The 22,724-nt window shown below is 55.5% G+C and carries 18 protein-coding genes; 3 read left to right on the top strand and 15 right to left on the bottom strand.

The genetic code is table 11. The features are described from left to right. Positions 1–129 precede the first annotated feature (129 nt). Positions 130–1,311 (top strand): AI-2E family transporter, encoded by a 1,182-nt coding sequence (locus HOP44_RS00260; RefSeq protein ID WP_172249532.1) that lies wholly within the window; start codon positions 130–132, stop codon positions 1,309–1,311. A gap of 199 nt (positions 1,312–1,510) precedes the next feature. Then, positions 1,511–3,103: a catalase gene (locus tag HOP44_RS00255; RefSeq protein WP_172249530.1), complete on the top strand. Its 1,593-nt coding sequence runs from the start codon at positions 1,511–1,513 to the stop codon at positions 3,101–3,103. A gap of 127 nt (positions 3,104–3,230) precedes the next feature. On the opposite strand, the gene HOP44_RS00250 is transcribed toward HOP44_RS00255, so the two are convergent. The 12 genes from HOP44_RS00250 to cymR form a co-directional block, all read right to left on the bottom strand. Next, the gene (locus HOP44_RS00250; RefSeq protein ID WP_172249528.1) at positions 3,231–5,357 is read right to left on the bottom strand and encodes a methyl-accepting chemotaxis protein; all 2,127 of its coding nucleotides are present in this window, start codon (positions 5,355–5,357) and stop codon (positions 3,231–3,233) included. Positions 5,358–5,837: 480 nt separating this feature from the next. Beyond that, a complete protein-coding gene (locus HOP44_RS00245) occupies positions 5,838–7,163 on the bottom strand; it encodes a U32 family peptidase C-terminal domain-containing protein (protein ID WP_172249526.1) in 1,326 nt (441 codons plus the stop codon). A gap of 16 nt (positions 7,164–7,179) precedes the next feature. Continuing rightward, on the bottom strand, positions 7,180–8,112 hold the full coding sequence (locus tag HOP44_RS00240) for a peptidase U32 family protein (protein ID WP_172249524.1): 933 nt from the start codon (positions 8,110–8,112) through the stop codon (positions 7,180–7,182). A 45-nt stretch (positions 8,113–8,157) separates the two neighbouring features. Further along, positions 8,158–9,234 carry an endolytic transglycosylase MltG gene (gene mltG, locus HOP44_RS00235; protein WP_343059673.1) on the bottom strand — a complete coding sequence of 359 codons (1,077 nt, stop codon included), beginning with the start codon at positions 9,232–9,234 and terminating at the stop codon, positions 8,158–8,160. Between the two features lie 138 nt (positions 9,235–9,372). Continuing rightward, positions 9,373–9,681 carry a DUF1292 domain-containing protein gene (locus HOP44_RS00230; RefSeq protein ID WP_172249520.1) on the bottom strand — a complete coding sequence of 103 codons (309 nt, stop codon included), beginning with the start codon at positions 9,679–9,681 and terminating at the stop codon, positions 9,373–9,375. A gap of 5 nt (positions 9,682–9,686) precedes the next feature. Further along, positions 9,687–9,986, bottom strand: coding sequence for a DUF1292 domain-containing protein (locus HOP44_RS00225; protein ID WP_172193998.1), 300 nt, complete (start codon positions 9,984–9,986; stop codon positions 9,687–9,689). A gap of 13 nt (positions 9,987–9,999) precedes the next feature. Continuing rightward, positions 10,000–10,416, bottom strand: coding sequence for a Holliday junction resolvase RuvX (ruvX, locus tag HOP44_RS00220; protein ID WP_172249518.1), 417 nt, complete (start codon positions 10,414–10,416; stop codon positions 10,000–10,002). A gap of 12 nt (positions 10,417–10,428) precedes the next feature. Next, on the bottom strand, positions 10,429–10,686 hold the full coding sequence (locus HOP44_RS00215) for an IreB family regulatory phosphoprotein (RefSeq protein WP_172193996.1): 258 nt from the start codon (positions 10,684–10,686) through the stop codon (positions 10,429–10,431). Positions 10,687–10,824: 138 nt separating this feature from the next. Continuing rightward, positions 10,825–13,464 (bottom strand): alanine--tRNA ligase, encoded by a 2,640-nt coding sequence (gene alaS, locus HOP44_RS00210; RefSeq protein WP_172249516.1) that lies wholly within the window; start codon positions 13,462–13,464, stop codon positions 10,825–10,827. A 475-nt stretch (positions 13,465–13,939) separates the two neighbouring features. After that, entirely contained in the window at positions 13,940–14,146 is a 207-nt protein-coding gene (locus HOP44_RS00205) for a hypothetical protein (protein WP_172249514.1), read from the bottom strand. 165 nt (positions 14,147–14,311) lie between these two features. Next, a complete protein-coding gene (locus HOP44_RS00200) occupies positions 14,312–15,463 on the bottom strand; it encodes a cysteine desulfurase family protein (protein ID WP_172249512.1) in 1,152 nt (383 codons plus the stop codon). Between the two features lie 17 nt (positions 15,464–15,480). Then, on the bottom strand, positions 15,481–15,900 hold the full coding sequence (gene cymR / locus HOP44_RS00195) for a cysteine metabolism transcriptional regulator CymR (protein WP_172249510.1): 420 nt from the start codon (positions 15,898–15,900) through the stop codon (positions 15,481–15,483). Positions 15,901–16,172: 272 nt separating this feature from the next. Between cymR and mnmA the strand changes: the two genes are divergently transcribed. Beyond that, positions 16,173–17,318, top strand: coding sequence for a tRNA 2-thiouridine(34) synthase MnmA (gene mnmA / locus HOP44_RS00190; RefSeq protein ID WP_172249508.1), 1,146 nt, complete (start codon positions 16,173–16,175; stop codon positions 17,316–17,318). Positions 17,319–17,493: 175 nt separating this feature from the next. On the opposite strand, the gene HOP44_RS00185 is transcribed toward mnmA, so the two are convergent. The 3 genes from HOP44_RS00185 to HOP44_RS00175 form a co-directional block, all read right to left on the bottom strand. Further along, positions 17,494–18,630 carry an LCP family protein gene (locus tag HOP44_RS00185; RefSeq protein WP_172249506.1) on the bottom strand — a complete coding sequence of 379 codons (1,137 nt, stop codon included), beginning with the start codon at positions 18,628–18,630 and terminating at the stop codon, positions 17,494–17,496. A 283-nt stretch (positions 18,631–18,913) separates the two neighbouring features. Continuing rightward, positions 18,914–20,227: a replication-associated recombination protein A gene (locus HOP44_RS00180; RefSeq protein WP_425501774.1), complete on the bottom strand. Its 1,314-nt coding sequence runs from the start codon at positions 20,225–20,227 to the stop codon at positions 18,914–18,916. A gap of 271 nt (positions 20,228–20,498) precedes the next feature. Next, the gene (locus tag HOP44_RS00175; protein WP_172249504.1) at positions 20,499–22,694 is read right to left on the bottom strand and encodes a UvrD-helicase domain-containing protein; all 2,196 of its coding nucleotides are present in this window, start codon (positions 22,692–22,694) and stop codon (positions 20,499–20,501) included. Positions 22,695–22,724 lie beyond the last annotated feature (30 nt).

Raw genomic sequence — 22,724 nt, 5'->3', positions numbered from 1 at the left:
AAAGTCGGAGCAAGAGTTTGGTTCGTCTATTGCTCAGCGCCATCACTTTATTTTATCATAGGTAACAATCGAATCAATGCAAAAATGCGGACTCTATTCCCCCGCCATCCCTTGCGAAGGAGCATACCCATGATCTCGTTGTACCGGAAATATTGGCGGACGGCTTTTGACGTCGGCCTGATCATCCTGACCGTTTACCTTATTATGCTTGCCTTCAGCTGGCTCTATGGCATCGCCGCACCGGTCTTCTTGTCCATCCTTGTTTTTCTCATTATCGAACCGTTCGCCCGCCTGCTTCATCGTCGGGGCAAACTGCCCAAACCGCTTGCTTCGGCCATTTCGGTGCTCGTCTTCGTTCTGGTTATTCTGGGCGCCCTGTTCGGAGCGGGTCTGATCTTCGTTTCGCAGATTGCCCGCCTGACCGATAATCTGCCTGAATATACGGCGATCGTACAGGTCCAATTCACCAATTTGACCGAGTTTTTGCACAATGAACTGAACGCCCTGCCCGCCGGAACGGCCGAGAAAGCCAACGAGTATTTCGCGCTGTTCACCGATCAGCTGACCGTATGGCTAAAGTATGCTTTCACCTATCTGCTTGCGTTCCTGACTTCGTTTTCGAGCTTTATCGTCAGTTTCGCGCTGTCGATCATCCTGGCTTTTTTCCTGAGTTCCGAGATTGTCTGGTGGAAAAAAGTCGCGGGCGACAAAACGCCGAATACGCTCAAAAAAGCTTACGTTTTTCTGAAAACCCATGTCTTCCGTTCGATCGGCTCCTATTTGAAAGCGCAGGCGATTCTTGTCTTTATTACCTTTGCGATCGTATACGCCGGACTGCTGATTCTGCGTGTGGACAATGCCTTTGCCATTTCCGTCGTTTCGGCCTTGTTCGATATTCTGCCGCTGCTTGGCGTACCGGCTATCTTCATCCCCTGGGTCGTCTATTTGTTCCTTGTCGGCAATACGGGACTTGCGGTCGGTTTAATCGTCCTGCTGGTTGTCGTTATGCTGACCCGCCAGCTGCTCGAACCCAAAATCGCAGGCAACTCGATCGGCATTTCTTCCGCTTATCTCATGCTTTCGTTTGTGCTGATCTCCACTTCCTTGTTTGGCGTGGCGGGATTGATTCTGGCTCCGATTCTACTGATCCTGATCAAGGAACTGATCCAGGAAGGCTATTTGCAGCGCTGGATCCGGATGCCCCAGGAAGAATTCGCCGTGCATCCGCTCAGCCCTTCGGGGGCTCCGCCTCCTGCCGGTACGCCTGCAGGACCGGGTACGCCTTCGCCTAATCCGAATCTGCCGGATTGATCCGGTATCGCCGTTTAGACGTTCTTCCCCCGGAAGAGCGTCTTTGCCGCGTCCGGTCAATTCCCAATCTAATCTGGATGAAGGTTGGATGAAGCTCGACCGCTTAACGTTTTAACGTTCGATGCGCGGGGTATATGGTTTCCGTATGCCCTTTTATGTAAGGTGTATCCATATTCGAGCGAAGGAAAGGGGACTTCACATGACCGACGAGCCAAAAAAGCCAACCGACGACGGACAAGAAGAAAACCTGACACTGACCACAAGGCAGGGACACCCGGTAGCGGACAACCAAAACGTCCGTACGGTGGGCAGCCGTGGGCCGACAACGCTGGAGAACTATCACTTTCTAGAAAAAATTACCCACTTTGACCGCGAACGTATCCCCGAACGGGTCGTTCATGCGCGGGGAGCGGGAGCCCACGGTGTCTTCACCGCTTACGGGCGGGTCGGCGACGAGCCCGTATCCCGCTATACCCGCGCCAAGCTGTTCCAGGAAGAAGGCAAGGAAACGCCGGTATTCGTTCGTTTTTCAAGCGTTATTCACGGCGGCCACTCTCCGGAAACGCTGCGCGACCCCCGAGGATTCGCTACCAAATTTTATACCGAAGACGGCAACTGGGATCTCGTCGGCAACAATCTGAAGATTTTCTTTATTCGCGATCCGTTGAAATTCCCCGATATGGTCCATGCGTTCAAACCGGACCCGCTAACCAATGTGCAGAGTATGGAACGTTTTTTCGATTTCGTATCGCTCAGTCCCGAAGCTACCCATATGGTTACGTTTCTGTTCTCGCCTTGGGGCATCCCGGCCAATTACCGGCAGATGCAGGGCTCGGGCGTAAATACGTACAAATGGGTAAATGCCGACGGCGAAGCGGTGCTGATCAAATATCATTGGGAACCGTTGGGCCAGGGCATCAAGAATCTCACGCAAAAACAAGCCAACGAGATCCAGTCTTCCAACTTCAACCATGCGACACTGGACTTGTACGAAGCGATCGACAAAGGCGATTATCCGGAATGGGAACTCTGCGTGCAGATCATGGAAGACGGCGAGCATCCCGAACTGGATTTCGATCCGCTGGACGATACCAAGCTCTGGCCGCCGGAACAATTTCCGTTTCTCCCGGTCGGCAAAATGACGCTTAACCGAAACCCGGAAGACTATTTCACCGAGGTGGAGCAGGCGGCGTTCGGTACCGGCGTTCTGGTCGACGGGCTTGATTTTTCGGACGACAAGATGCTGCAGGGCCGTACCTTCTCTTACTCCGATACCCAGCGGCACCGGGTAGGGGCCAATTATCTGCAGCTTCCGATCAACGCGCCCAAATCTCCGGTTGCCACCAATCAGAGCGGCGGACAAATGCAGTTCAAAGTCGATCGGGCGCCGGGTCAGAATCCCCACGTCAACTATGAACCTTCGTCGATGGGCGGGCTGCAAGAAGCGCCGAAATCCGGCAAAGACCATCAGCCCGAATACAATGCCAAATTGATGAAAGCCCCGATCGACCGTCCGAACAATTTCGGCCAGGCCGGCGATACCTACCGTTCGTTCGAAGATTGGGAACAAGCCGAACTGATCGCCAACCTCGTCGATGCCCTGACGTCTTGCAAAGCCGATATCCAGGAGCGCATGATCGATTACTTTACCCAAGCCGATGCCGATTACGGCAGACGCGTCTCCGAAGGATTGTCTTCCGCCGACGCTCAAGACGGGATCAGCGGCCAATCCAATCCCCAGGATGCCATCGAGAAGTCGCGCGAAAAAGGCGAAGAAGCCGATCCGTATTGATTGGCGGGCGTACGTAAATACCTTATATGTGCAAATAAAAAGAGCTCCGGGCCGCGGCCCGGAGCTCTTTTTATTCTGCTCTTTCCTACTCCCCCACCCTCGAAAGTCTCCCGCACGCACTTTCTACCTACACCGTAAATTTCGAAATCGAATCTTTCAGCTCGTTCGACGCGTTGCTCAGCTTGGCCGACAGTTCGACCAAGCGTACGCCCACGTTCTGCTGCTCGCTGCTGAGCGACGCCACTTCCTGGGAAGTGGCGGACGACTGCTCGGCCACTGCGCTGACGCTGGTCATGGCTTCGGCCATGATCTTCTGGGCGCTGCCCAGTTCGCCGATCGAAGCCGTTACGCCGTCCAGCTTGCCGGAGAACTGCTGCATCTGCTCCTGCACCGAGTCGAAAATCCCGCTCGTCTGCTTCACGGAGTGTACCTGTTCCTGGAACATCGGATACACGGCCGACAGGGTACGCACCGTTTCATCCATTTCGGACTGGATATTGTCGGTAATCTCGCCGACCATGTCGATCGACTCCCGCGAACGGCTGGCCAGCTGGCGAATTTCGCCGGCTACAACCATAAAGCCTTGTCCGGCAGCCCCCGCGCGCGCCGCTTCGATCGTGGCGTTGAGCGAGAGAATATTCGTCTGTTTCGTAATATTCTGCATCACATCGAGTACTTTCATGACGGAAGCGGTACTTTCCTTGAGTGCGTCGACCCGGGTGACAAGCGAACGGACCATATTTTCCGTACTGCCCGTTTGGGACAGCAGCTTGTCGAGATGCACGGTGCCTTCCTGACTCGCCGTTTGAACTTCGCGTGCCGAAACGTCCATTTCGCGGTTTGCCGACACGACCTTTTCCATCCGGTCGCCGATACGTTCGGTCAGCTCCGTGCTCTTCTCCGCTTCCTGCGCCAGACTGGATGCACCGTTCGCGATTTCTTCCGTCGCAATCGCGATTTCGCGCGCCGAGGCGGCCGTCTGCTGCGAAGCCTGTTCAAGCTCGCCGGCCGTATCCAACACCTGCTGGGCCGTATCGGTTGTCCGGCGAACCAGATCCGTGATCCGGTCCATCATCTGGTTGAAAGCGACGGACAGCTCGCCGATTTCGTCTTTGGAACGATAATCGGTCCGCACACTTAGATTGCCGGTTGCGCCTTCCTGCATCAGTCCTTTGAGGTGACCCAGCGGACGTGCGATCATGCGGACCATCCAGATCCCGATAAAGATAGCCACAAGCACGGCTCCGGCCACAAAGATCACGATCAGGGTCAAGATGCCCGATGCGCCTTCCAGCAGCACTGCGACGGGAACGGTTCCGATCAGTTTCCAGCCGGAAGTTTCTACCGTGTTGTAAGCAGCAAGCACGGTTTTACCAAATTGTTCGGCTTCGAACTTGCCGCCTTCTCCGAGCTCATCCTGCTTGAAGACGTAAGTGGTAGGCTGACCCGCGGAACCTTCGACGTCCGAAGCAACATTCGTTCCATCCGCCGCCACCAGCTCGATATGGCTGCCTTCTCCGAATTTAACGGATTTCAGCTGCTCTTCCAGCGTTTTGACATCCAGTTGAAGACCGACGACGAACTTGATGCCGCTGCCGTTTGTGGTGGACATCTGGCGGACCAGCGTATAACTTGCCCGCTCCACGTCGGTCGGCAGCCACTGAACGGTCGCTTTGCCTCCCGTCAATTCGGAATACCAAGCGGCTCCCCGAATCTCTTCGGCCGTTGGAACCCGGTTGCCTGCCGTGAAGAAATCTTCCGAATTCTCATCGGTCGACAAGAAATACACGGACTGAAGTCCGCTGGTCACGTTGACCTGGTTGCTCAGCGACTCGTTGATCTGACGGTAAGCCTGCAGGCGATCGAAATCGCTTGTGGCACGCTGCAGACTATTGATCGCATCCTGAATTTCAGGATTGAAAAAGATCTGCGTCGAAGTATCCATATAGCGCTGCAAAATGATGTCGAGCTTCTCCGAAGTCTGAATGATGGTCTGCTCGTTGGCTAAAGCCGCATTTTCTTTGATCGTATCCCGGGCTTTGAGGTAGGACAGGATCCCGAGCGAAGACACGAATACGACAATTCCGACAAGGAAAATAATGAAGAGACGGACCCCCACCGATTTGCTCGGATCGATCGCCCGCCAATTTCCGAGTCCCTGCACCACGACATTCCCTCGCTCGCGCATTGAACGTGCCGGACGGGCGGAACGGTTTTGCTTGGTCGGTACAAGTTTGGAAGCGAAACGTTTCACCTTTACGGGTAAAGCGTTCTCATTTTGTACAGGACCTTCAGACCCGGAATCCTGTGCTTCCGATAGCGTTTTTGTCGGTTTTTTCTTTTTTTCACGTACTTTTTTCAGACTTTTGTCCTTTTTCAGCAGCTTTAGCGAAGGCTTCCCTTTTCCTTCGTTTTTGGCATCCTCAGGTTCCAGTACGGGATTTTCCCCATTTTCGCCTTTTTTCTTCATCATGCCCATGTCCCCACCCGCCAGTCTTTAGAATCAGCGTTGCAACTCCGGACGTTGAGAAAGCGCTCTCCACTTTGTCTATGTACCTACTTTCTTCGTAAAAAGACCCGGGATTACAAAATGCTGGTTATCTCTATTATCGGACGAAGCAAGCAAAATGAACAGTAAAATGAAGAATTTTTTAAAAATAGTTAACATCATAGGAAAACCCTTCATATCTTTGACGGATTTGAAGGGTTTCGTAAGACCTATGACCGAAGTCTCTTATTTTTTAATATTCTTTTTGCGCATCATGTCGAAGTAACGCAGCGGATGCTTCACTTCGAACTTGACCCGCTGCATCGGGTGACGGGCTGCATCGAGTTCATTGCCTTCTTCATCCCAGATCCGCCCTACCGTCTGAGCGAAAAAATTTCCGTCCGGACCGAAAAATTCAATCTCGGTGCCGGGTTTGAAATGGTTGCGCTGCTGGATGGTCGCCATGCCGGTCTGCTCGTCGTAATCAAGTACCAGTCCCGCGAAATCGTAAGGTACCGCTTTTTCTTCCGGTTCGTAAATATGGTCTTCGTGGTCCGGCGTATCGTAGAAAAACCCGGTATTGAGCGGACGATTCGCCGCTTTGTTCAGCTCTTCCATCCATTCCGGCTTCAGTACGTAGTTGTCGGGGTCCGCCATGTACGAATCGATCGCTTGGCGATACACGTTGACCACGGTCGCTACGTAATGGATCGATTTCATCCGGCCTTCAACCTTGAAGCTGTCGATGCCCACTTCGATCAAATCGGGAATGGAGCCGAGCATACAGAGGTCTTTGGAACCCATTGTAAACGCATTGTCTTCGGGCCGGAACAAAGGATTGCCTTCAACCGCATCGGCCTGCTGTTCTTCGGACACCCAGGCTTGTTCTTCCGAAGGCGTCTCGAACAGATCGTATTTCCATCGGCAGGACTGGCAGCAGCCGCCTCGATTGGAATCCCGGTCGGTAAAATGGTTGGAGAGGACGCAGCGTCCCGAATAGGACGAGCACATGGCGCCGTGTACAAAAGACTCGATTTCGATATCGACGTTTTTCTTGATCTCGGCGATTTCTTCCAGGCTTGTCTCGCGGCCCAATACGACGCGCGGCAGGCCTTCTTCTTTCCAGAACTGGACCGCCTGCCAGTTGAGCGTCGACTGCTGGGTGCTCAGATGCACTTCGATCAGCGGAGCCGCCGTCTTGGCCGTCTCGACGATGATCGGATCGGCCGTAATGATCGCGGCGATACCGGCATCCTGCAGATTGCGCAGGTACTCGGCAATGCCGTCGAGATCTTCTTCGTGAGCATAGATATTCGTCGCGACAAACACTTTTGCACCGTATTTTGCGGCGAACTCTACGCCTTCTTTCATCTCTTCGAAACTGAAATTGTCCGCGTTCGAACGCAGACCGTATTTTTGTCCGCCGATATAGACGGCGTCCGCGCCGTAATGTACGGCGAATTTCAGTTTTTCCAGGTTGCCCGCCGGTGCCAACAGCTCGGGCTTATCCAGACGATACCGCTTGCCTTTGTGCTGCGGCTTGTCTTGAACCGACGTTTGTGTCGTTTCCACGATGCGTTCCCCTTTCTTAATACACCTGTTCTTTATAGAAAAATCCAAATGAAAGCTCGCGGTCCGGATCCTGCAGCCCGCGAATTTCGTCAAGCCAGGACTCGTCGAACGCGTAGTTTTCCCGGTCGTTCACGAAGCTGTCGATCGCTTTGCGATAAGCCCGGGCAGCCGCGACGTTGTAAGCCTTGCTTTTCAGGATCCCTTCGATCTTGAAACTCTGCACGCCCGCTTCCATCAGCAGATGCAGATCTTCCAGAATACAAATATCGCCGGAACTCATGATATGCGTACCGTTGGAATCTTCATAGATCGGAAACCGTTCGTCGCGCCGTTCCGCTTCGATCAGATACAGCCCGCGCGACAATCCGACATTCCCGTCTTCGACCGGACGTCCTTGATTCGCCATGTAGCTGTTCACCAGACTGCGCTTGGAATGATAGATGTTCGTCATGCCATGTACCTGCACCTGGGCTTCGACTTCAAGCGACGGCATCATGCCGGTTGTTTCTTCCATATTAAGTTCCCGGGCCAGCACGATCCGGGTTGCGCCGCGGCGTCCCCAGTAATTTGCCGTTCCGTGGTTGGTGGAGGTCATCTCGGCATTCCAGTGCAGCGGCAGGCCCGGCAGAAGCTTTCTGGCCTGCATCAATACGGAAGGATCGCCGAACTCGATTCCGTCCACTCCGATCTGCCCCATCTCTTCCAGGTAACCGGGCAGACCGGGCAGCTTGTCATTGTCCATCAGATTGTTGACGCAGACGTAGATCTTGATCCCCCGGGGATGGGCGAAGCTGACGGCTTCCGCAATCATCTGCGGCGTAAATTCACCCGGCAGACGCATCCCGTACTTTTCTTCCCCCAACAAAAAAGCGTCGCATCCGGCTTCCGCCAGCGCTTTTAATTCATCCAGTGTGCCGCAAGTTGCCAATAATTCGGGTTTGTATCCCAAAACGGCCACTCCCTTCTTCAACTTCATCGGCGCAGGCCGGCGCAGTTATTTGCCGCCGGCTCTGCTTTCTTCGATATTTTGTTCATGCTCTGCGAACGTCTCGGCAAACAGGTGCTCGCCGGAGCCGTCTTTTTTGGTCACGTAAAAGAAATATTCCGAATCTTTCGGCTGCAGGGCAGCTTCGATCGACTTGAGACTCGGAGACGCGATCGGACCCGGCGGCAGCCCTTCGTATTTATAGGTATTGTACGGGCTGTCGATCTCCAGATCGGAATACAGCAGCCGGTCTTTCTGTTCGCCCAGCGCGTACTGGACGGTTGCATCGATCTGGAGCTTCATCGGATCGTTCAGCCGGTTGTAGATGACGCCCGCGATGAGCGGACGCTCGGCATCGACTACCGCTTCGCGTTCCACAAGGGAAGCGACCGTCAGCAGCTCGTGCACGGTCAGCCCGCGCTTTTGCAGCAGTGTATCGAAGTTCGCGATAGAATCCAGTTTGCGCTTCGTTTCTTGAACCAGACGGCGCACCACTTCTTCTTCCGAGGCACCGGGTTCGAATTCGTACGTATCGGGGAACAAATACCCTTCGAGCGCATAAGTCGTTTTGGCGGCTGCCGGAAGTTCGGCCGGCAGATCGGCGCTGAATTTTTCCGGCTGCCGGGCCAGCTGCCGAATCGTTTTGGCGTCCCAGTCCCCTTTTTCGCTCAATCGGTCCGCGATTTGCTTAAGCGTAAATCCTTCGGGAATCGTCACTTTGACGGATTCTTTGCGTACTTCTTCACCGCCGCCGTTCAATACGGCCGTGATCGCTCCGTATTCCAGGCCCGGCTGCAGCTGATACGCCCCCGCCTTAAACGCTCCGCCTTCGTTTTCCATCCGCAGATAGAACTTGTACAGCAGGGCGCTGCGAATCAGTCCGCTGTCTTGCAGCTGATCGGCAATCTCCGCCGTACCCGCCCCTTCCTTCACTTTGAACAGAAGCGCTTCGCTTGAAGCCGGGGTCGGCCGCATCGAGGCGTAGACGAATCCCGCTATCGAGACAATCATGACAAGCACGATCAGCAGTAGGACAAACGGAGCTTTTGACCTTTTTTTCTTGATCTTGACCGGATTATTTTCCACTACGGCGCACATCCTTTGTCGGTCTTCAATCGCAGGCAATCGGGTAAAAAAGACGGGCTGTGCCGTCATCCGCGCACTTATTTTTGCGCACGGCAAAGCGGACCAGGCTAGCCGGGTCCGCTTGCTTTACCGATTCCCTTACATTTCTTCCGGGAAAGTGAGTTCGTCGAACAGTTCGGCCACGTTTTCCCACTCGTCGTCGTCGTCGATTGTTGCCAGTTGAACTTCGCCTTCCGGAGAAGTCTCGATCTTGAGAATTTGTACGTCGTCGTCCGCTCCGGCGGTCTCGTTCTGGAGAACCGCGTAAGCGCCGCCGCCGACTTCAAACTCTTTGACGATCCGGTACGTAACCGATTCGGCGCTGCCGTCGATCAGCTCGACGTACAATCCGTACACCTGCTCCAGCTTGTTCGTGTATACGACTTGACTTGCGGAAAATTCCGTCATCGCTTCTATTCCTCCCCGTCCAATTCGGCAACCAGCGTATTGAAAGTCTCTTCGACAATCTGCCATTCGGCTTCGTCTTCGATGACGTAAAGCTTCAGATCGTCGTTGTCTTCCTCATAGCGGAACGCATAGACTTCGTCCGCTTCTTCATCGTCCGAATCCAAAGGAACCACCATCATATACTTGCTTTCCGAACCGTCCACTTCAAATTTCATGATGACTTCAAAGCCTTCTTCCTGGCCTTCTTCATCGGGGATATAAATAATTTCCGGCTCTTCGCCTACGAGATTGGAATCGTTTGTCATGCCTGTCACCCTTTCACCGGTTTGATTTGGAATCGAGATAATTTTGCAAGATCAGACCCGCCGCGATTTTGTCGACGACCTGTTTGCGCTTCTTGCGGCTGACATCGGCTTCGAGCAGCGTTCGCTCGGCGGATACCGTCGTCAGACGTTCATCCCACAGGTGAACAGGCAGACCCAGCAGTTCTCGCAGCGATTCGGCGAATTCGATGCACAGTTCGCCGCGCGGGCCGATCGTGCCGTTCATGTTTTTCGGAAGACCTACAACCACTTCCCCAACTTCGTGCAGCCTGGCAAGCTCCGCAATCCGCTGCAGGTGAGAACCGTCTTCGCGGCGTTGGACCACTTCGATCCCTTGGGCGGTCCAGCCGAACATGTCGCTTACCGCGACACCGATACGGCGGTCTCCATAATCGAGGCCCAGCAGTTTCATTTCACGTATCTCCTATCGAAGCTTGGACAAATAAGAACGAACCAGCTCTTCGATCAACTCGTCGCGTTCCTTTTTGCGGATCAGGCTTCGCGCGTTGTTGTGTCTCGGGATGTAAGCCGGATCGCCGGACAGCAGGTAGCCTACAATCTGATTGATCGGATTGTACTCTTTCTCCACAAGCGCGTCGTACACGGTAAGCAGAATCTCCTGTGCGGAGGTCTCTTCGTCGCCTTGTACGTTGAACTTTACAGTCTTGTCCATAGAATCCATAAGGATTACACCTCGCTTCACAAAGCGTCCGCGTGCACGCGGCGCACCTTGATGCCTTAATATTGAATCCTGTTTATCATATCACACTTTCCCCCGATCAAGAAACGGGGAATCGGGCGGAAGATCGCCCGACTTCGATCAGGCGTTCAGCGATTGTTCCAGGAGGGAAACGGCCGTCTTCAGGGCTTCCTGAATTTTGGAGGCGTCTTTGCCGCCGGCCTGGGCCATATCCGGACGTCCGCCGCCGCCGCCGCCGCAGACGGCTGCCGCTTCCTTGACCAGTTTGCCGGCATGCAGCCCGCGCTTGGTCAGTTCCTGCGGTACGGCCGCCACAAAGTTAACCTTGTCGCCTTCGACGGCGCCGAGTACCAGAACCGCCTGCGGCAGTTTGACTTTCAGCTCGTCGGCCAGCGAACGCAGAGCGTCCATGCCCGAAGCCGATACGGCTTCCGCCAATACCTGTACATCGCCTATGGTGCGGACGCGGTCCGTCATTTGCCCCGCTTCGATCGCACCCAGCTTGCCGCGCAGCGATTCGATCTCGCGCTCCGCATCTTTGAGCTGTTTGTTCAAACCTTCGATCCGCTTCGGCACTTCGGCAACCGGCGTCTTGAAAGCTGCGGCCGACTGTTTCAACAGATCGAGCTGCTCGTCGAGGTACAGATAAGCCCCCCGGCCGGTCAAGGCTTCGATCCGGCGTACGCCCGATCCGATCCCGCTCTCCCCGACCAGTTTGAACAGACCGATTTCCGCCGTATTGCGAACATGGCAGCCGCCGCACAGCTCGAGACTGTAATCGCCGATCTCGACGACGCGTACGATATCGCCGTATTTTTCTCCGAACAGGGCCATCGCGCCCATCGCTTTGGCTTCTTCAATGCCTTTGAGCTCGATCTTGACGTTGACGCCTTTCCAGATCTGCTCGTTCACGCGGCGTTCCACATCGGCCAACTCTTCCGGCGTAATGCTGCCGAAGTGCGAGAAGTCGAAACGCAGACGCTGCGGCTCGACAAGCGACCCCGCTTGATTGACATGGCTGCCGAGCACTTCTTTGAGCGCTTTGTGCAGCAGGTGCGTCGCGGTATGGTTTTTCTCGATCGCGGCGCGCGAATCGCGCTGTACGCTTGCCCGCACTTCGTCGCCGGTGTGCAGTTCGCCCGACTCGACCGTCACCTGGTGCACGTGCTGGCCGCGCGGCGCTTTGACCAGACCTTCGACGCTCAATGTACCCGTGAACGAAGAGATCGTGCCGATATCGCTGACTTGTCCGCCGCTCTCGGCATAGAAAGGCGTTTTGTCCAACACAACCAGAGCCGAATCGCCTTCGCCGACCGAATCGACGATTTCGCCGTCTTTGATCAGTACCACAATTTTGGCTTCGACGGAAGTTTCGCCGTAACCGACGAATTCGCTGCCCGCTTCCAGATCGGACAAGACGCCGCCCTGGATATTCATGCCGCCGCCTTTTTTGTGCGCTTCGCGCGCTCTCGTGCGCTGCTGCTGCATCGCCGTCTCAAACCCTTCGCGGTCGACGCTCATGCCCTGCTCCTGGGCGAAGTCTTCGGTAAGATCGAGCGGGAATCCGTACGTATCGTACATTTTGAACGCATCCTCGCCGCCGATCATCTTTTCGCCTGCCGCTTTGGCGCGCTCGGCCGTTTCCGTCAGGATCGCAAGACCGTCGGACAGCGTTTTGTGGAACCGTTCTTCTTCCAGACGAATGACGCGTTCGATCAGTTCCCGGCTGTCGAGTACCTGGCTGTAGTATACGCCCATGACTTCGCCTACCGTGCCGACCAACTCGTACAGGAACGGACGATCCAGGCCAAGCACGCGTCCGTAGCGGACCGCGCGGCGCAGCAGACGGCGAATAACATAGCCGCGGCCTTCGTTCGAAGGCTGCACGCCGTCGCCGACGGCGAACGTTACGGTACGCACATGGTCGGCGATCACTTTGAGCGCCACATCGTGCTCTTCGCTCACCCCATACTGAATACCGGCCATCTCGGCGGTACGCTGGATCATCGGCTGGAACAAGTCGGTATCGAAGTTGGAATTGACTTCCTGCAGAATGGAAGCGAGACGCTCCAGACCGGCTCCGGTATCGATGTTTTTGTTCGGAAGCGGCGTGTAGCTGCCATCCTTGTTGTGGTTGAACTGCGAGAAGACAAGGTTCCACACTTCGAGGAAACGTTCGTTCTCGCCGCCCGGGTACATCTCCGGATCGTTCGGATCAAGCGTGCCGTAAGCGTCGCCGCGATCATAGAAAATCTCGCTGCACGGACCGCACGGGCCTTCGCCGATATCCCAGAAATTCTCTTCGCCCAGCTTGATGATGCGTTCGGCGGGAAGACCGACGATTTCATTCCAGATGGTGAAAGCTTCTTCGTCTTCGTTGTAGACCGTTACGCTGATCCGTTCGGGATCGAAGCCGATCCACTGCGGGTCGGTCAGGAATTCCCAAGCCCATTCGATCGCTTCTTCCTTGAAGTAATCGCCGATGGAGAAGTTGCCCAGCATCTCAAAAAACGTATGGTGGCGGCGCGTTTTGCCCACGTTCTCGATGTCGTTGGTACGGATACATTTTTGCGAATTGGCGATTCTCGGATTCTCCGGTTTGATCCGGCCGTCGAAGTAGGCTTTCAGCGGCGCCATACCGGCATTGATCCACAGCAGGGACGGATCGTTATGCGGGACGAGCGGAGCGCTCGGCTCGATATGATGTCCTTTTTGTTCAAAAAACTGAAGCCATTTGGAGCGGATTTCACTAGCTTTCATAGGTTTCGGACCTCCGTTTGGGAATAGTAAAAAACATAAAAAACGCCCCTGAAAAAATTCAGGGACGATTGCTCGCGGTACCACCCTGGTTATCGTTTGCCGTGCGCCGCTGCATCATGCAGAAGCAGGGCCGGGGAAACGATCGCCTCGTTGAGTCCGGTAACGGGGACGAGTCGGCCTCGGACTTCCGGGATCGGAAATTCGCGGCACTCCGGAATCAGCTTTCGGTTCGTCGGCCCTGCAGGCTCTTCCACCCATGCGCAGCTGCGCAAGGAGCCTGTTCGCTGAAAAGGCGTCTCTTCAGAACGTACTTCATTCCATCATCGTGTTGTTGACTATATGCAATGCCTTCCCAGTATATCGGGCGGCCGATTTTCTGTCAATGCGTGCGGCGCGGCAAAAAGCCGGAGGCTCCGCAGCGTCCTTTGTTGCAGGGCGCGGCGCAGCTTCCGGCTGTCTAGGGTCCTTCGTCCGTTCAGGATGTCGCCTGCAGCCGGGGCAGAGCCGCGGCTTCTTCCAGGCAGAACAAGTCATCGAGCGAACTCAGCGTTCCGTCTTTTTCAACTTGATAGACCGACATCTTGCCTGCATTAACCGTAAGTTCGATAAAGCAGCTCCAGCAATAGAATTGATGCGAGCCGATTTTGCCGATATCTTTGGAACTGCAATTTGGACATTTCATTATGGGGATCACCTATCCGTCCGCTTAAGTTTGGGAGAAGCGAAGAGGCCGGGGCTTCTTCGGATTGATCGATTATTCACAATACGCGCCGCGGACGACCCTTCAGACCGCTAATCGAGCGGCAGTCGGACCGATCCGAACTTGCGGCGCGCGGTTATACGCGTATCAACGTTTGTTACGCACACGACCCGTAATCGTTTCAATTTTCTTGACAATCGTGTCGATTTCCTCCGAAGTATTACCCAAGCCGAAGCTGAACCGAACCGCGGAATTCAAAACATTTTCAGGAAGATTCATGGCACGCAGCACATGCGAAGTCTCGAGCGAACCCGAGGTACAAGCGGAACCGCTTGCCGCCGCAATGCCTTCCATATCCAGATTCATCAGCATCGTCTCGGTCCCCACCGCCGGGAAGCTGATATTGACGATATGCGCAAGCGTATGTGCGGGATCGCCGTTGACCACAAACGCCGAATCGCCGATCGAGGCGGACAATCCTTCAAGCAGCCTGCCGCGCAGAAGTTCCGACTGGGCCCGGCGCTCGCCCAGAGCGGACGCGGAAAGCTCCGCCGCTCTGGCAAATCCCGCCATTCCGGCGAGATTTTCCGTTCCGGCGCGCCGTTTGCGTTCCTGGTTGCCTCCATGCAGCATGGCGGGAAGCTTGATATGCGGCGCCGTATACAGCGCGCCGATCCCTTGGGGACCATTGATTTTGTGCGCGGAAAAACTGACCAGGTCGGCGTTCAAGCTGTCGCAGTCGACCGGAAGCGACCCCAGTGCCTGCACGGCATCTGTATGAAACCAGACTCCATGCTCGCGTGCGAATGCGCCGATCTCCTGCACGGGCTGAATGGTGCCTACCTCATTGTTGGCATACATCACGCTGATCAGGATCGTATCGGGCCGGGTATGCTCGCGAATCCAGTCCATGTCGACGCGGCCGCGGGTATCGACCGGAATGTATTCCACGTCGAATCCCTGCTGTGCCAACCGCTCCGCGGCATGCAGCACCGCGTGATGTTCGATTTGCGACACCAGCAGATGGCGTCCGCGATCCGCCCGGGCCGCCGCCGCGCCGAACAGCGCCATATTGTCGCTCTCCGTACCGCCCGACGTAAAGACCAGATCGGACGCGCGCGCGCCGATCGCTGCGGCAACCCGTTCGCGCGCGGAGCTGACGACCCGCTTGGCTTCGCGTCCGAAAGCATGGACGCTGGACGCGTTTCCGTATGTGCCTGTCAGGACCCGCAGCATTTCTTCGGCCACAAGCGGATGTACCGGCGTCGAAGCCGCATGATCCGCATAAATTCTGTTCATTTCCTGCTCACCTCGGTCTAAATATAGAACATATAGCTGTCCGGTTCGCCTTTGTCCCGGAAATCAATCAGGTCGCCGAGTGTCGTCGAGTCGATGACATCGGCAATCGCGTCGCGGATTCTTTTCCACAAATCGCGTTTGGCCGGGTCGTCTTCTTCCGTGAAATCGACAACGGAAATCGGACCTTCCAGCACACGGATAATTTCGCCCGCGGTCACGGTATCGGGATCCCGCGACAAAATGTAGCCCCCGTAGGCGCCCCGGATACTTTTGACGAGTCCGCCGTTGCGCAGGGGCGCAATCAACTGCTCCAGGTAATGTTCGGACAGGGAGTTCTTTTCGGCAATGCTTTTTAGGGAAGTCGGGCCTTCGCCGTACCTTGCCGCCAATTCCATCATAATCGTCAAGCCGTAACGGCCCTTGGTCGATATCTTCATATAAAGGCACCTCTTTCGGTTCATTCGGGGTTATATCCTGTGTATACTCAGACTATCGTAACATAATGTTGAAGCCGGATGCACTACGGAATAACGGAAGGACTCCGAAATGTCCGTCCCGGGTGGAATCAAGCTCCAAAGGAAAGAACCGGAAAGGTCGTCAGAATACCGGTTTTGTGTTAAAATGCAGTCAGACGCGCGAAGCGCGTTTTTTGCTTTCGCAGCTCTTTGCCGTTCTTTGGCAAATACTTCAATAGAAGACGGTGATATTCATGCATAAATCTCCCGAAGAAACGCGGGTCGTCGTCGGTATGTCCGGCGGTGTGGATTCTTCGGTGACGGCGCTGCTGCTTAAGCAGCAGGGATACGACGTCATCGGCATCTTTATGAAAAACTGGGACGATACCGACGAACTCGGCCATTGTACCGCGGAAGACGACGCCGAAGATGTACGGCGCGTCTGCGAGAAAATCGGCATCCCTTACTATACGGTGAACTTCGAAAAAGAATACTTCGATAAAGTGTTCACCTATTTCCTCGACGAATACAAACGGGGACGGACACCGAATCCGGATGTCATGTGCAACCGCGAGATCAAATTCGGCGAATTCCTGAACAAAGCGCTCGACCTCGGTGCCGATTATGTCGCAACGGGGCATTACGCCCGCGTGACGGAAGAAGATGGAGAATTCAAGCTGCTGCGGGGCGTAGACACCAACAAAGACCAAACGTACTTCCTGAACGCGCTGAATCCGTATCAGCTCTCCAAGACGATGTTCCCGATCGGACACCTGCCGAAACCGGAAGTTCGACGGATCGCCGAAGAAGCCGGACTTGCCACCGCACGCAAAAAAGACAGTACGGGCGTCTGCTTTATCGGCGAACGCAACTTCCGCGAATTCCTGAGCGGCTATCTGCCGGCCAAATCCGGCGAGATGATCGATATCGCCACCGGCGAATCGAAAGGCCGGCATGACGGCCTGATGTATTACACGCTGGGACAGCGTCAGGGCCTCGGAATCGGCGGTTCCGGCAATGGCGAACCTTGGTTTGTCGCCGACAAAGACCTCGAGCGCAACATTCTGTATGTCGTGCAGGGCGACAAGCATCCGAGTCTGTATTCGACCGCGCTGGTCGCAAGCGGCGTTACTTTTGCTTCGGGACGCGACGAATTGGCAGACGGGCCTCTGCTGTGCACGGCCAAGTTCCGCTATCGCCAGCCCGATCAGGGCGTGACCTTGACACGCCTCGAAGACGGATCGGTCCATGTCGCTTTCGACGAGCTCCAGAAAGCGATCACTCCGGGTCAAGCCGTGGTCTTCTATGCCGGCGATGTCTGCCTCGGCGGCGGCACGATTGAAAAGGTCGCGAAGGTCCCTTACGAAGAGCCCCGTCCAAGCGGCGCCGTTCAAGCCTAAACATTTCTTTGCATCCGGCGGCCGAGCCCCCTGGATGCAGCTGCAAAAAACCGCTGTTCCCCTTATAGGAGAACAGCGGTTTTTTGGCGTTTCTGACTAGTCGGTTTCAGGCGGGGTTCCGCGCACCTGCCTCGGTAACGCCCGCGTTTACCGTGAAGCGAAGATACGCAGCGGATTACTGCCCGGTATCTCCGGCCGGTTGACCCGGCTGGTCCGTATGCGACTCTCCGCCTTCATCCGTATCGTCTACGGTCAGGTCGGACGCGACCGAGCTCGGATCGAGCCATTTGTTGATCGATTCGATCGTTTCTTCCAGATCTTCGTCGTCCAGCTCGTAATACCACGCCTCGCGCGAGACGCCTTCGCCCTGCAGCATATGGCTGCTGATTTCCGGGGTCGATTCGTTCAGGATGACCGTTTTGGCCAAGGAAAGCATAAAATCCGAATCCATATTGGTTTTGAAGTTTTGACCGGCGATACCGATCAATTCCGGAATTTTGGTCAAGTTTTCGATCTTTTTCATCCGGTTCAGGACCTGCTTCAGGAAAATCCGGTGACGTTCGGTCCGTTTGAAGTCCGAATCTTCCCGATAGCGTACGTAGTTGAGCGCTTCCGTACCGTCGTAGATCGGTTTGTTGGCTTCGATCGTAAACTTCTCGTGATCGGCCTGTTTGTTCTCGATCGTCTCCGTAATCGGAAGCTCTACGCCTCCGAGCGCGTTGACGACGTCTTTTAACCCGTTGAAATTGATCGTGGCATAATAATCGACGTCGTGTTCCAGCAGCGCTTCGACGGTATCGACGCTCATCTGTGCGCCTCCGTAAGCGTAGGCGGCATTGATCTTGGTCTCCGAACGCGTTCCTTTGATCGTCGGCGTTCCGACCATCTTGACGTAGGAATCGCGCGGAATAGAAATCAGCAGCACTTTATTGTCCGCAGGACGGACGACCGAATAGATAATGGAGTCGGTTCGGGCGAGTTCGTCATCGCGTTGGTCGGTTCCGAGCAGCAATACGGAGAAAGGTTCTTTGCTCAGTTCGGCGACGGTAAGTTCTTCCGCACCTCCGCCTTTGGGCGCCTGGTCGATCGGAGCGTAGGATTTGTCGAGGGTGCTCTTGACCGTATCGGCCAGGAACGTATCCAAAGCGAATACCATCAGTTCTTTACGGAAAATAAATCCGCCGATTCCCAGGACGAACAGCACGCATAGGGCGATCAGCCAGGCTTTGCCTTTGTTCTTTTTCGTTTTTTTCTTCCGATGCCTCTGAGCCCTCGTGAGGACGCGAGCCTCGGCCGGCTGGTTTTTATCCATTTTGTTCGTACCTTTCTCTCTCCACAAAAGTCGTAGGCTTGCTACGGTGACCGGATTCAGGAGGAACCTGCGCGTTCAGCGTATTACGGACCTTGTAATCCCTTATGGAAGCTAAAATAGAAGTGCGTGCGCCACAAACCTTCTTCGGACGAACGCCCGAAGTTGAAGACACATCTTAGATTACTACATTTCGTATTGTTCTGACAATTCTAACATACGATCCGGGTTAGTGCGCTTTAACCTGCAAAATTTGGCTTATTCGAGTGTCCAGAGCCGAAAATCTTCATTTTTCGCGGCGCCGCTGTTGATTCAGACGGATTTTGGATTCGCTGCCCTGCTCCGTCGCTTCATAAAATACGGTGCCTTCAAGTTCTTCCGGCAAATAGGCTTGTTTCACATAATGATTCGGAAAATGATGCGGATATTTGTAGCCTTCATGTCCCAGTTTTTCCGCGCCTTTGTAATGGGTATCTCGCAGATGCAGCGGAACCTCCGTTGTGCCTGTTCGCCCAAAAGCCGCTTCCGCCTTGGAAATGGCGTTATATACGGCATTGGACTTGGGACTCTCCACCGCGAACAGAATCGCTTGGGCAATATTGAGCTTCGCTTCCGGCCATCCGTTGTTGCGGTAGGCTTCAAGCGCCGATACGGCCTGCACCATCGCCTGCGGATTGGCGAGCCCGATGTCTTCGCTGCTGGCCGCAATCAACCGGCGGATAAACGTCATGGGGTCCATGCCCAGCTTCTCGACAGCGTACAAGAACCAATACAACGCGGCATCGCTGGAACCCCGAATCGATTTGTGGAAAGCCGACAGGACGTCGTACTGCGTCGATTCGTCGGCCCGCGCAATCGGCTTGCGAACCGATTCTTCGGCGGCTTCCTTCGTAATACGGATGCGGCCGTCAACCTGCGGCGGCGTGGTCAGCGCCGCAAGCTCCAGCGCATTGAGCGCCCGGCGAATATCGCCGCCGGACATCGCCGCGATATGGGCCAGCGCTTCCTCGTCGGCGTCCAGGTCCATATAGCCCAGACCGCGCTCCGCATCGTCCAGCGCGCGGCGCATCGCGATCCGCGCATGCTCCGCCGTCAGCGGATGCAGCTGGAACAGCGTCGAACGGCTCATCAAGGCTCCGTTCACATAATGGTACGGATTCTCCGTCGTCGCCCCGATAAAGATGATCGTTCCTTTCTCCACCGCCGGCAGCAGCGCGTCCTGACGGGAACTGTTGAACCGGTGGACCTCGTCCAGGAACAGGATCGTCTTGCTGCCGTGCAGCGCTTTGTCATCGGCCGCCTGCCGGATCACTTCTCGCACATCCTTGACGGTGGCATCTACCGCGTTCAGACGCACAAACTTGCCTTGGGTATGGTAGGAGATAATATGTGCCAGAGTCGTCTTGCCGCAGCCGGGAGGCCCGTACAGGACAATCGAACCGACTTTGTCGGCTTCGATTGCGCGGCGAAGCAGCCGGCCGGGACCGACGATGTCTTCCTGCCCGATATATTCGTCCAGTGTCAGGGGGCGCATACGGTCGGCGAGCAGCCCGCCGCCCGTTTGAGTATCCGCTCCGCTTTCATAAGAAAACAAATCCAAAGTCGTCACGTCCTTTCATTACTTTATTCAATATAGAGGGAGGCGCCGCGGAACGCAAATGTGCGGCACGCTGCCGACTGAAGAGTATGGAGCCCAAAAAAAACCTCTCCCTGTTCCCCTTATGACTTTGCCGGTTTTTGCCGGTAACGAAAAGGCTCCTGTCCGGCATCTGAAAGCTTGATGTGCTGTTCTTCGTTATCTTTTTCCATGCAAAGAAAGGACGGCAGAAGGCCGTCCTTTCTTTGTTATGCAGCGAATTATTGCGCCGGATTTACTCCGGCCAGCCCTTTTCGCTCCATTCGCCGGTCGGATCGAGAAATGCCGGCGTCTCTCCGCCGTGCAGCACCCACAATTCGTGCAGGGCCCGCGTACAGCCGACGTACAGCATCTTGGCATCCCATTCCGATTCGCCGTAATTTCTCTTTCCCGCATCCGCAATCACGACCGCGTCGAACTCCAGTCCTTTGGACAAATGCAGCGGCAGCACGGACAGTCCGCCTTCGTACTGCGTCATGTTTCCGTCGATCACGTGCAGCTCCGGGAATTCCGGTTTTAGCGCTTCATACAGCGTCTGCGCCTGCTCCTGCGTTCTTGTCAGCAGCGACACCGTTTTGTGTTCTCTTCCCCAGAGCGCCCGCAGCGCACGGGCTGACGCCGCAGCGCCGGCATTTTCCGCCGCGTTCCCGTCTATATGTGCGGATTCGTGGCCGAAACCGATCTTCCGCACTTTGTCTCCGCTTCGGAATACCGGCACCGCCTGGATCGCATTCGGTACGCCGCCCGACAGAATCGTGTTGGCGAAACCGATGATCTCCAGAGTCGACCGGTAGCTTCGGGTCAGTGCATGATAAGACGTTTCCTGTTCGCCGAACAGCCCGCTCATCTCTTCCCAGGCGTGGACGCCTTTGTAGGCATGTATGCCCTGCGACAGATCGCCGAGAATGGTGAACGAATGTCCGCGGACGAACCGGTCGAGCACCGATACCTGCAGCGGCGAGAAATCCTGCGCTTCATCGATGACGATATGATCGAACCGCTCGGCCCCTTCGATTCCGTTCAACAGCAGGTGCAGATACAGCAGCGCCGGCAGATCTTCTTCGCGAATCCGGCTTTCTTTGAGGTCTTTGCGCGTCGACTTGAGCACCGAAGCCGGGATGGCTTCGAACAGCTCCTGCGGCAGAATGCCCCGCGAATCTTTGGCTGCCCCAAAGATCTGCTTGTACAGGGTGAGCGGACTGAAATCCGGCCACTTTTTCGCATACGCTTTTTCGCGCTGGGCGGCTTTCTTTTTGAATTCCTTGCGTTTGGATTCCGGCTTGACCGGCTTCAGTTCCATTTCGATCCAGCGGTGAATTCTTGCCAGCACGCGCTCTTTGCGGCCGGCCGCCGAATAATGCTTATACTCTTCCGCGTACCAATGCAGAATCGTTTCGTACGGCAGGATTTTATCTTCCCAGGGAGAGAACTCGAGTTCCGGAGCCCCGGATACTTCAAGTGCGGAAGCCGCGGCGTCCAGCATGTCTTTGAACTTGTCCGATCCTTTGAAGCGCCCCGGCGCATCGTCGCCCGGCGCTTCGCCTGCGGCACGGCCGAACCAGAAGTCCAGCGTTTCCGCCGGATCGGCCAGCATGGACTCCGCTTCAAGCTGTTTGACGGCCCAATCGGTAAAGGTGCGCTGCTGGATATCCCCGACGCCGAGTTCCGGCAGAACGCCGGAAATATAGTCGAGGAACATGCCGTTCGGCGCGAAGATGATCATTTTCTCCGCCGACACCTGTTCTTTGTACCGATACAGCAGAAAAGCGAGCCGGTGCAGCGCGACGGTCGTTTTTCCGCTGCCCGCGACGCCCTGAATAATCAGCGCTTTGTTTTTCTCCGCCCGGATGATCCGATCCTGCTCGGCCTGGATCGTCGAGACGATATCGCGCAGACGGTTGTCTTTGTTCTCGCCCAACCGGTACAGCAGGAACTCGTCCGAGACGGCCGGTTCTTCGCCGCCGCGGGTATACGTATCGACTACGCGCTCGAGCTCCGACCGGCGGACCATAATATTGCGTTTGAGATGCACGGAACCGCCGATGATGCCTTCGGGCGCCTCGTATTCGACTTTCTCTTCGCCTCCGGTAAACGAATAGAACAAACTTGCGACAGGCGCCCGCCAGTCGACCACAATCGGCAGACTGCCGGGATCGCGTCCGTCGAGTCCCGTTTTGCCGATATACAGCGGAGCCGGCGCGTCTTTTCCTTCTTCTTCGAAATCCATTCGCCCGAAATACGGCTCGGGTTCCGATTTGGCCAGCCGCTGGCGGCGCTCTTCGCGTCCTGCTTCGAGCACCTGCTCGGTAAAGTCGTGCCCGGTATAGACCGGCACGGCCCGAAGGCGCGCAAGCTGGGTTTCGATCTCTCGGAGAACGGAATCCAGCTTGTTTTGCTCTTCTTGATAGGCACTTTGAACGTTCTCACTCACTTCAGTTACCTCCTAAGATGAGCATTTTGT

This window comes from Saccharibacillus deserti (genome assembly GCF_013618475.1).
GTDB classification, from domain to species: Bacteria; Bacillota; Bacilli; order Paenibacillales; family Paenibacillaceae; genus Saccharibacillus; species Saccharibacillus deserti.
The sequence above is the reverse complement of the archived record's forward strand: the minus strand, read 5'-3'. Positions and strand labels throughout refer to the sequence as shown.